12 protein-coding genes are annotated in these 7,569 nt (G+C 68.5%); 10 read left to right on the top strand and 2 right to left on the bottom strand.

The window, feature by feature from the left end:
* Positions 1-56 precede the first annotated feature (56 nt).
* From fabV to TX83_RS20650, 6 genes are all read left to right on the top strand, one after another.
* Positions 57-1,265: an enoyl-ACP reductase FabV gene (gene fabV, locus TX83_RS20670; protein ID WP_064749872.1), complete on the top strand. Its 1,209-nt coding sequence runs from the start codon at positions 57-59 to the stop codon at positions 1,263-1,265.
* Between the two features lie 621 nt (positions 1,266-1,886).
* Positions 1,887-2,630, top strand: a complete 744-nt coding sequence (locus TX83_RS20665) for a class I SAM-dependent methyltransferase (protein ID WP_064749871.1) — start codon at positions 1,887-1,889, stop codon at positions 2,628-2,630.
* Between the two features lie 257 nt (positions 2,631-2,887).
* A complete protein-coding gene (locus tag TX83_RS20660) occupies positions 2,888-3,331 on the top strand; it encodes a hypothetical protein (RefSeq protein WP_064749870.1) in 444 nt (147 codons plus the stop codon).
* 123 nt (positions 3,332-3,454) lie between these two features.
* On the top strand, positions 3,455-3,709 hold the full coding sequence (locus tag TX83_RS20655) for a hypothetical protein (protein WP_064749869.1): 255 nt from the start codon (positions 3,455-3,457) through the stop codon (positions 3,707-3,709).
* Between the two features lie 80 nt (positions 3,710-3,789).
* Entirely contained in the window at positions 3,790-3,912 is a 123-nt protein-coding gene (locus tag TX83_RS24015) for a hypothetical protein (protein WP_261370227.1), read from the top strand.
* A gap of 10 nt (positions 3,913-3,922) precedes the next feature.
* Complete coding sequence (locus tag TX83_RS20650) at positions 3,923-4,222, top strand: hypothetical protein (protein ID WP_064749868.1); 300 nt, start codon at positions 3,923-3,925, stop codon at positions 4,220-4,222.
* Between the two features lie 82 nt (positions 4,223-4,304).
* On the opposite strand, the gene TX83_RS20645 is transcribed toward TX83_RS20650, so the two are convergent.
* Positions 4,305-5,225, bottom strand: coding sequence for a hypothetical protein (locus tag TX83_RS20645; protein ID WP_064749867.1), 921 nt, complete (start codon positions 5,223-5,225; stop codon positions 4,305-4,307).
* Positions 5,226-5,567: 342 nt separating this feature from the next.
* Between TX83_RS20645 and TX83_RS23730 the strand changes: the two genes are divergently transcribed.
* Entirely contained in the window at positions 5,568-5,801 is a 234-nt protein-coding gene (locus TX83_RS23730; RefSeq protein ID WP_141233610.1) for a hypothetical protein, read from the top strand.
* Between the two features lie 158 nt (positions 5,802-5,959).
* Here the strand turns inward: TX83_RS23730 and TX83_RS20635 are convergent, their stop codons facing one another.
* Positions 5,960-6,301: a hypothetical protein gene (locus tag TX83_RS20635; protein ID WP_064749865.1), complete on the bottom strand. Its 342-nt coding sequence runs from the start codon at positions 6,299-6,301 to the stop codon at positions 5,960-5,962.
* 157 nt (positions 6,302-6,458) lie between these two features.
* Here TX83_RS20635 and TX83_RS20630 point away from each other — a divergent pair, with 157 nt between their 5' ends.
* From TX83_RS20630 to TX83_RS20620, 3 genes are all read left to right on the top strand, one after another.
* Positions 6,459-6,656, top strand: coding sequence for a hypothetical protein (locus tag TX83_RS20630; RefSeq protein ID WP_064749864.1), 198 nt, complete (start codon positions 6,459-6,461; stop codon positions 6,654-6,656).
* Between the two features lie 206 nt (positions 6,657-6,862).
* Positions 6,863-7,102 (top strand): hypothetical protein, encoded by a 240-nt coding sequence (locus TX83_RS20625; RefSeq protein ID WP_064749863.1) that lies wholly within the window; start codon positions 6,863-6,865, stop codon positions 7,100-7,102.
* On the top strand, positions 7,102-7,380 hold the full coding sequence (locus TX83_RS20620; protein WP_064749862.1) for a lipocalin-like domain-containing protein: 279 nt from the start codon (positions 7,102-7,104) through the stop codon (positions 7,378-7,380). The genes TX83_RS20625 and TX83_RS20620 overlap by 1 nt, the downstream gene beginning before the upstream one ends.
* Positions 7,381-7,569 lie beyond the last annotated feature (189 nt).

Raw genomic sequence — 7,569 nt, 5'->3', positions numbered from 1 at the left:
CCCCCCGGGCCCCAGCCACTAAGATGCCGCCGTTGCCCCACAGACGAGATACGGCGTTGATCATCCATCCCAAGGTTCGCGGCTTCATCTGCACCACCACGCACCCGCTCGGCTGCGAGCTCAACGTGCGCGACCAGATCCAGGCCACCCGCGCCCGCGGCACGCGCCAGGACGGTCCGAAGAAGGTGCTCGTGATCGGCGCGTCCAGCGGCTACGGTCTGGCCGCACGCATTTCCGCCGCGTTCGGCTTCGGTGCCGACACCCTCGGCGTGTTCTTCGAAAAGCCCGGTAGCGAGAAGAAGCCCGGCACCGCCGGCTGGTACAACGCTGCCGCGTTCGACAAGTTCGCCAAGGCCGAGGGCCTGTACTCGCGTTCGATCAACGGCGACGCCTTCTCCGATGAAGTGCGTGCCCAAGCCATCGAGCTGATCAGGAACGAAATGGGCGGTCAGGTCGACCTGGTGGTGTATTCGCTGGCGTCGCCGGTGCGCAAGCTGCCCTCGACCGGCGAAGTGAAGCGCTCGGCGCTCAAGCCGATCGGCAGCACCTACACGTCCACCGCGATCGACACCAACAAAGACCAGATCGTCCAGGCCTCGATCGAGCCGGCCAGCGAGCAGGAGATCGAAGACACCGTCACGGTGATGGGCGGCCAGGACTGGGAGCTGTGGATCGACGCCCTGGCCGACGCCGGCGTGCTCGCTCCGGGCGCGCGCAGCGTGGCCTTCAGCTACATCGGCACCGAAATCACCTGGCCGATCTATTGGCACGGCGCGCTCGGCCGGGCCAAGCTCGACCTCGACGCCACCGCGCAGCGCCTGGATGCGCGCCTGCGCGCGCACGGCGGCGGCGCGGCCAATGTGGCGGTGCTGAAGTCGGTGGTGACCCAGGCCAGCTCGGCGATCCCGGTGATGCCGCTGTACATCTCGCTGGTGTTCAAGGTGATGAAGGAAAAGGGCTTGCACGAGGGCCCGATCGAGCAGCTCGACCGCTTGTTCCGCGAGCGCATGTATCGCCAGGACGGCCAGCCGCCGGCGACCGACGAGCAGCGGCGCCTGCGCCTGGACGACTGGGAACTGCGCGAAGACGTGCAGAACGAATGCAAGGCGCTGTGGCCGCAAGTGACCACCGACAACCTGTTCCAGCTCACCGACTACGCCGGCTATAAGCACGAGTTCCTCAAGCTGTTCGGCTTCGAGCGCGCCGATGTCGATTACGACGCCGACGTCGATCCGGACGTGCGCTTCGACTGCATCGAGTTGTAATCGCCCGCCGCTGGCGCGCGGACCGGCAACGAGGCGCGACACGGGGCAGGCTCCGACGACGGGCCTGCCCCGTTCGTTTAGGGGGAGCGTGGCGTTTCCCGGCCCGCGGTGGCGTGGCTTTAAAGTGTCGAGCGGCTTGCCGCGGACGTTCGGTCGTGCCGGATTTGCGGCCGTTCGTCGGCGGACGGCTCGCCGATGCCTTCGTGGAACCGGAGTTGAATTGATTAAAGCAAAGGCTGGCTAAGGCTTGCTGATGTCCTTCTGGCGCCGTTCGGCATCGGTACCGGCGTCCGTGTGCCTTCTTGGCACTCGCAGAGCGGAATGGCGACGGTAAAATTGTGACATTCATCGCCGTATTTGCCGAGTAGCAATCGGAGGCCGGCTTGATTCACGCCGCATCCGCGGCGGCGCGCACGCGCAAGCCGCGACATCGGGCGCCCGAGGAGGGGCCTCCGCCGTGCTTCGCCATCGCCGCGGCCGAAGGCGCCGGCTTGGCCGCGGTCGCAATGTGAGTCTTGGTGAGTCCGGCCGTCGCGCGCGCATGCTTTGCTCTGCGCCCGCACGGTCGCGCGGCCGTTGCGCCATGTCGGCCGGCGCGGCCGACGAGCCGGAGAATCGCAGATGAGTCAGCAAGCGGCGGCGCAGTTCGATGCCTTGGCGGCGATGTACGAGGACATGGCGACGTGGCCGTTCCGTCGCGACATGGAAATCCCCAACGTGCTTGCGGTGCTCGGCGACCTGCACAACCGCGACGTGCTCGACTTCGGCTGCGGCAACGGCATGTACGCGCGCTGGATGAAGCAGCGCGGCGCGCGCCGGGTGGTCGGCTACGACCTCTCCGAGGGCATGCTGGACTACGCGCGCCGCCAGGAGGCGCAACAACGACTCGGCATCGACTACGTGTCCGAACTGGGCCCGGCTTGCGACGGCGCGTTCGACCTGGTGCTGTCGGTGTACGTGCTGCCCTACGCGACCAATGCCGACGAACTGTTCGGGATGTGCGCGGCGATGGCGCGCGCGCTCAAGCCCGGCGGCCGGCTGGTGACGCTGCCGATTCATCCCGACTACGTGCGCCAGCGCGATTACTACGAGCGCTACGGCTTCCGCATGATGCCGGACGGCGCCGATATCGACGGCGGCAAGGTGCGCCTGGAGTTGTGCAAGCCGCCGTTCGACGTCAGCGTCACCGCCTACTACTGGAGCAAGGAAAGCCTGGAGTCGGCGATGCATCAGGCCGGCCTGTCGCCTGTGCAATGGGTGCAGCACGGCCTGCTCGGCGGCGACCGCCACGAGGCCGCCGACCGCTTCATGCGCGCCTACTGGCAAAGGCCGCACGCGGCGATCCTGCACTGCTGCCGCAACTGAGGCGACGCACCGCCGCGCCGGACGCACGTCCGACCGTGCGTCCGGTTTCGCCGCCGCCAATCCGTTTGGCGCAACGGAAAAGCGTTCGCGCGCGTCTGCGCCCACGGTCCTACGACCTTAGACGAACGCGCTCGCACCGCACGGTTTAACACCGGCGATGGGGCTACACCGATGCACGCGAACTCCGTCGATGCCGCCGCGTCGACGCGGCGTCGCCTGCGGGGCTCGCATCGTCGACCATCCGTGAGGACGCAATCATGAAACGCAGCATCATCCAAGCTTGTACGCCGGCCGTCGTCCTGGCCGCACTGTCGTGCCTGCCCGGCACTGCACGAGCGGTGGCGTGCTACGGCTACATCAATGCCGACGGCACGATGCGCATGTCCGAACAGGACGTTCCCGATCGCTGGAGCACCTGTCGCGTGCACAGCTCGGACCGGCGGGGGACGGGGGTGTACTGGGTATGGATCGAGAATGGCGAGATCAGCGACCGTATCTGGACCCGCTCGACCTATTGCAGCGGGACGATCAGCCACCCCGGCACACAGAGTTCGAGCCTGACCTTCTGGCCGAGCATCCTGCCCAATCCGCACAGCAGCGGCGAAACCACGGTGTGGACCGTGCGCACTTTCGATCACCTCGGCGTTCCGGCGGACCGCGATTTCTTCCTGGTCTGCGCCGCCAGCGACCCGCCGCGTTGAGCCGGCGGCGGACATGACGCAACACGGGCGACGGGCCGGACACCGTCGCCCGACCGACCAACGGCAAGAAATTGCACGCTCCGACCCGGGAGGATGAATCATCTCCCCGCATAGGAGCAGTCGATGAGCAAGCACCTGCTGATGCTCACTACGGTGTCGGGGCGGGCAAGCTCGGTGGATGTGGTCGGCGACCTCGCGCGCAGGGCGATGGCGCGTGTGCCGGAGGTCCGCAACTTCCGGATCGAGCGCCAGACCGAGTTGGAGGCGACGGTCAGTTTCGAAACCGATCGTTCCGACTGGCCCGGCCGACTGGTACCCGAGTTGAAGTCCAGCGGACTGGTGCTGATCTACGCCGAGCTCAGCGACTGGTTGCCTTGATCCACAAAAAAGCACATTCGCAGGCTGGCACGGATTTTGTGAGTTGAATCACAAAACCCATGAGGTCTGCGGAGCAGCGAATGGACGATATTCCCGAACCCCGGATCGAGCGCGCGATCGGTTCATCGTCGGTCGCCGCCTGGACGGTGGCGTTCTTCCTGGTCCTGGTCGCCGTTCTGGTCGCCGGCACGCAGCTGGCCTGAGCCGGACGATATGCGCAGCCCCTCGAAGAAGATGCGCGGCCCCGGCCGGGGCGCGCCGGCCCTGGCGCGCGCCGTCGCCGAGCTGGCGAAGGCCGCGCTGTGCGGCCTGGCCGCCTTCGTCGCGTGCGCGGCCTGGCACCCAGACCGTCGGCCGGCGCCGGGCCTGTCGGTTCTCTCGCCCTTGGCGAGCGCTCCCACCGCGGCGATGACGGTCGAGGTTCCACCGCCGGCGTCGCTGTCGCAGCGGATGGGCACCTGCGTCCCGGCTGCGTTGAGGGCGGTGCGACTGAGCGATCGCGTCACAGACTGACCCGTCGCGACCCCTGTCGGCGATCAGCGTCAAATGTGCCAATTGAAACAGTAACGCCGCAGCGCGAGCGGTACGAGCCGCCTCAGTCCTTGCCCGGCTTGCCCGATGCGGGCATCTCGCCGTACAGCGTACAGATCAGGCGTTGATCGCGGACGTGGAACAGCTCCGGCTCTTGCGCGTCCTGCTCGCCGATGAAGAACACCCAGGCCGCCTTGCCGCTGCCGCGATGCGCCTTGTGCTCCTGCACCAGCACCTCGACTTCGGTGCGCAGCGCGTTGCGCGCGCGCGTGCTCCACGCCGCCCAGTGCATGCGGATGCGATACGGCCGTACCACCCGGCCGGCCTCGCGATCGCCGACGCTGAGCACGATCTCGAACCGCTCCGCGTCGTCCTCGTGTCGCGCGCTCCAGGCGATCTGGGTCAGCCAGACCTGGGCCTGCGCATAGCGGACCACGGCGTCGAACTTCAGTCGCCGGATCGCCTGGTCGTAGCTGCGGCCGGCGATGCCGTCGATGTGCAAGGGGCTGTTGCGATTGTAGGGAAAGCGGGCGTAGTCCTTGGCGATGCGGCGCAAGGTGTTGGCGGTGGTCGCGTGCCGTCGGGTACCGTCGGCCTCGCCCGCGTCGCCGCGAGCGGGCCGATGGCCGCGTGCCGCCTCGCGGCCGCCGTCGCCGGGCGTCGCCTGTGCCTCGCGCGGCGCGCGCAGCACCAGCCGGTTGGGCATGAACCCGGCGCGGCTGAGCTGCTCCTCGGGGATGCGCTCGGAGCGTGCGCGTTGCAGGCAGCCGTCTTCGTCCTGGGCGCCGCAGTCCGGGCGGTGGTCGACGTCCTTGGGCTTGAAGAAGTAGGGCCGCTTCTTGTTGATGTCCTTGCGGTAGGAGGCCGGGAACACCTGGATGTCGCAGCCGTGGCACTCGTAACGGCCGGGATCGACGACCTCGAGGTCCCACAGGTCCTCGGCATCGACCTCCTCGCCGGTAAGGGTATCCAGGGCCCGGTCCATCGTGCGTCTCCTTGCGGACTCAGTGCGGCGGCGCGCCGGTCGCCCGCAGCTTAGCCAAGCCGGCGGCGGCGTGGAGTGACCTGCGCCGCGATAGGCCGCGCGCGGGCGTCGATCGACGTGTGTGCCGTTCCCACGGCTGCGGCCACCCGCCGCGTGGGTTCGCAACTGCAGCTGCGACGGCGGCGGTACCGAAGCCCCCGCCGAATCGATGCGCGGCAGCGGCATATTGGGATATCTTCTGCTCGGGCGGTGGGCCGGTCAGACAGGGAGCGCGACGTAAGGAAACGTCGCAGGGCGATGCGCTACTTCGATGTCATCGAGGATACGTTGGGCCGATGGACCGTGAGAACGGACCCCGACGGATCGTCGGAGGGCCGTTACCCTTCGCGTGCCGACGCGATCGCCGCCGCCTGCGCCGCCGCGAAGATGCACCACCTAGACTCCGGCGCCAGCACTGCGGTGCGCCTGATTCATCCGCCCGACGACGACCAGATCCTGGTGCGCTATCTCTCGCCCGGCGAGCTCGACGCCCTGTGCTGGTTCGGCGACGACAGCCGCGGTCGGCACGGCTTCTGAGCTTCGGTCGTGGAGGGCGGCCGGCGGCGACTCGGCCGGCTGCGCTCCCGGTACGGGGCCACGGCCGGCACGTGCGTTTCCGGTACCCCGCCCAATCCCGGCAGGGGGCGAGCGGCGATGGGACATGCGCTCGTCGGCGGCGCTTCCTCGGCGGGACGTCAGGCGTGTACGCCGGTCTGCGGAGGCGACAAGGCGGTTTGAGTCTCGCAATCGGCAGCGGACGTTGTCGCTGTCGCCAGGCATCGATCGAGTACGAAGCGCGCCTCGGTTCTCGGGTAGCGCCGTGTGTCGTAGATCAGACCCATCGTCATCCGGGACGCACAGGAATAGGTGCACATCCGATAGCGATCGTCCAGGTCCTCGGCCTGTACGATCGCTTTCAGCAGCGCCAAGCGCGCCTGCACTTGCGGTCTTTGCCCCAGTACCCCGATCAGGCCGTCGCCGGTCAGCGCCGCCCACAGGGCGCGAATATCGTCGTCGGTGCGAAAGACCTGGGCCATGGCGTGCGATGCAATCGCGGGAACACGTCGTGTCGTGAGTCCACACCATCCCGTGTCGCGTGTGTAGGCCGAGAGAAGACTGTCGCGCCGTGATTCCCCGGTGCCGGCGGCGCGCCCGATAGGCACATTAGCCGTCCGCACAGAGGGGAAGCACATCATGGGAGCGCACAAGCGCCGCTACGTCGGCAAACCGATTCCCGGCGACGGTTGGCCGGTCTGGGACACCGCGCTCAGGCGCTGGCGGGGCAACGTTTTCGCCGACTATCCCGCGATGTTGCCGGACGGACCCGACCGCGTCGGCTCGCCGGAGCGCCTGACCGAATTCGCTCGCCGTGCGTGCGCGCCCAAGAGCTAAGGCGGCGGCCACCGAACGCCGAGGTCGCCGATAGGCTCGTCCCGGTCTGCGCCAGTTACGGATGTGAGCGGCTGCGCATGGCGGCGGGCAACCGATGGCATAGGCCGCCGCCGCGACCGCGCGGCTGAGGCCCGCCCGGGCCGGAACGGGCCTCCCGGCTTTCCGGCCCGTTCCCCGAAACTGGCCGAGCCCCGGGGTCTTCTCGCATGAAGCCCGCGTCCATCCATGTCCTGACGGGCGCGCTCCGGCCGACGCTGGCCTTGGCGCTGTGCCTGCCGGCGTCGGCCGCCGCGGCCGTCGATGCCGACACCGACGGCCTGATCGGCTCCTGGAACGTCGAAACCATCGCCGACACCGACGCCTCGGGCAAGACGACGTGTTCCTACGGTGTGCCTCCGAGGGCTGCCTGCTGTACGACGCCACCGGCCGCATGCACGCGCAAGTGATGCGGACGCCAGCGACGCCGCCGTTCGCATCCGGCGACGACGCCCGGGTCGCGGACGCGGAAGTGCGCGCCATCTATCTGGGCTGTGTCGCGTACTTCTGCACGCATCAGGTCGACGTCGAACGCGGCACCGTGGTGCACTGGGTACAAGAGAGCCTGATGCCCGGTTACACCGGCACCGCCCAACCCTGCCCGTTCAAGCGCGACAGCGCAGGGCCGACCATCGAAGCCGACAGCCAGGACTTGCACTTCCTGCGCCGGTTTCGCCGGGTCGAGTGAGGGCTCGACGACCCGGCAGGCGCGGGTCGCCGTGCGCTGGGCCGTCGCCGCGCAAACGCAACGCGAGTGTCCCCGTCGCCGCGGACACTCGCGCCGTCGGCGATCGACTTCAGCGATAGACGATCGCGCCCTGGACCGCGGCGTTGGCGGCCGCGGCCAGCGCCTGCCACTGGCTGGGCCGGTTCTTTG

Source organism: Lysobacter antibioticus HS124, assembly GCF_000336385.2.
GTDB classification, from domain to species: domain Bacteria; phylum Pseudomonadota; class Gammaproteobacteria; order Xanthomonadales; family Xanthomonadaceae; genus Lysobacter; species Lysobacter firmicutimachus.
Note: the sequence above shows the minus strand (reverse complement) of the source record. Positions and strands in the feature narration are given on the sequence as shown.

Excerpts from the sequence above, each read along its gene's own strand:
- TX83_RS20625 (WP_064749863.1), top strand. The coding sequence starts at position 6,863 with ATGAAGCCCGCGTCCATCCATGTCCTGACGGGCGCGCTCCGGCCGACG.
- TX83_RS24015 (WP_261370227.1), top strand. The coding sequence starts at position 3,790 with ATGGACGATATTCCCGAACCCCGGATCGAGCGCGCGATCGGTTCATCG.
- TX83_RS20660 (WP_064749870.1), top strand. The coding sequence starts at position 2,888 with ATGAAACGCAGCATCATCCAAGCTTGTACGCCGGCCGTCGTCCTGGCC.
- TX83_RS20620 (WP_064749862.1), top strand. The coding sequence starts at position 7,102 with ATGCGGACGCCAGCGACGCCGCCGTTCGCATCCGGCGACGACGCCCGG.
- TX83_RS20665 (WP_064749871.1), top strand. The coding sequence starts at position 1,887 with ATGAGTCAGCAAGCGGCGGCGCAGTTCGATGCCTTGGCGGCGATGTAC.
- TX83_RS20655 (WP_064749869.1), top strand. The coding sequence starts at position 3,455 with ATGAGCAAGCACCTGCTGATGCTCACTACGGTGTCGGGGCGGGCAAGC.
- TX83_RS20635 (WP_064749865.1), bottom strand. The coding sequence starts at position 6,301 with ATGGCCCAGGTCTTTCGCACCGACGACGATATTCGCGCCCTGTGGGCG.
- TX83_RS20650 (WP_064749868.1), top strand. The coding sequence starts at position 3,923 with ATGCGCAGCCCCTCGAAGAAGATGCGCGGCCCCGGCCGGGGCGCGCCG.
- TX83_RS20630 (WP_064749864.1), top strand. The coding sequence starts at position 6,459 with ATGGGAGCGCACAAGCGCCGCTACGTCGGCAAACCGATTCCCGGCGAC.
- TX83_RS20645 (WP_064749867.1), bottom strand. The coding sequence starts at position 5,225 with ATGGACCGGGCCCTGGATACCCTTACCGGCGAGGAGGTCGATGCCGAG.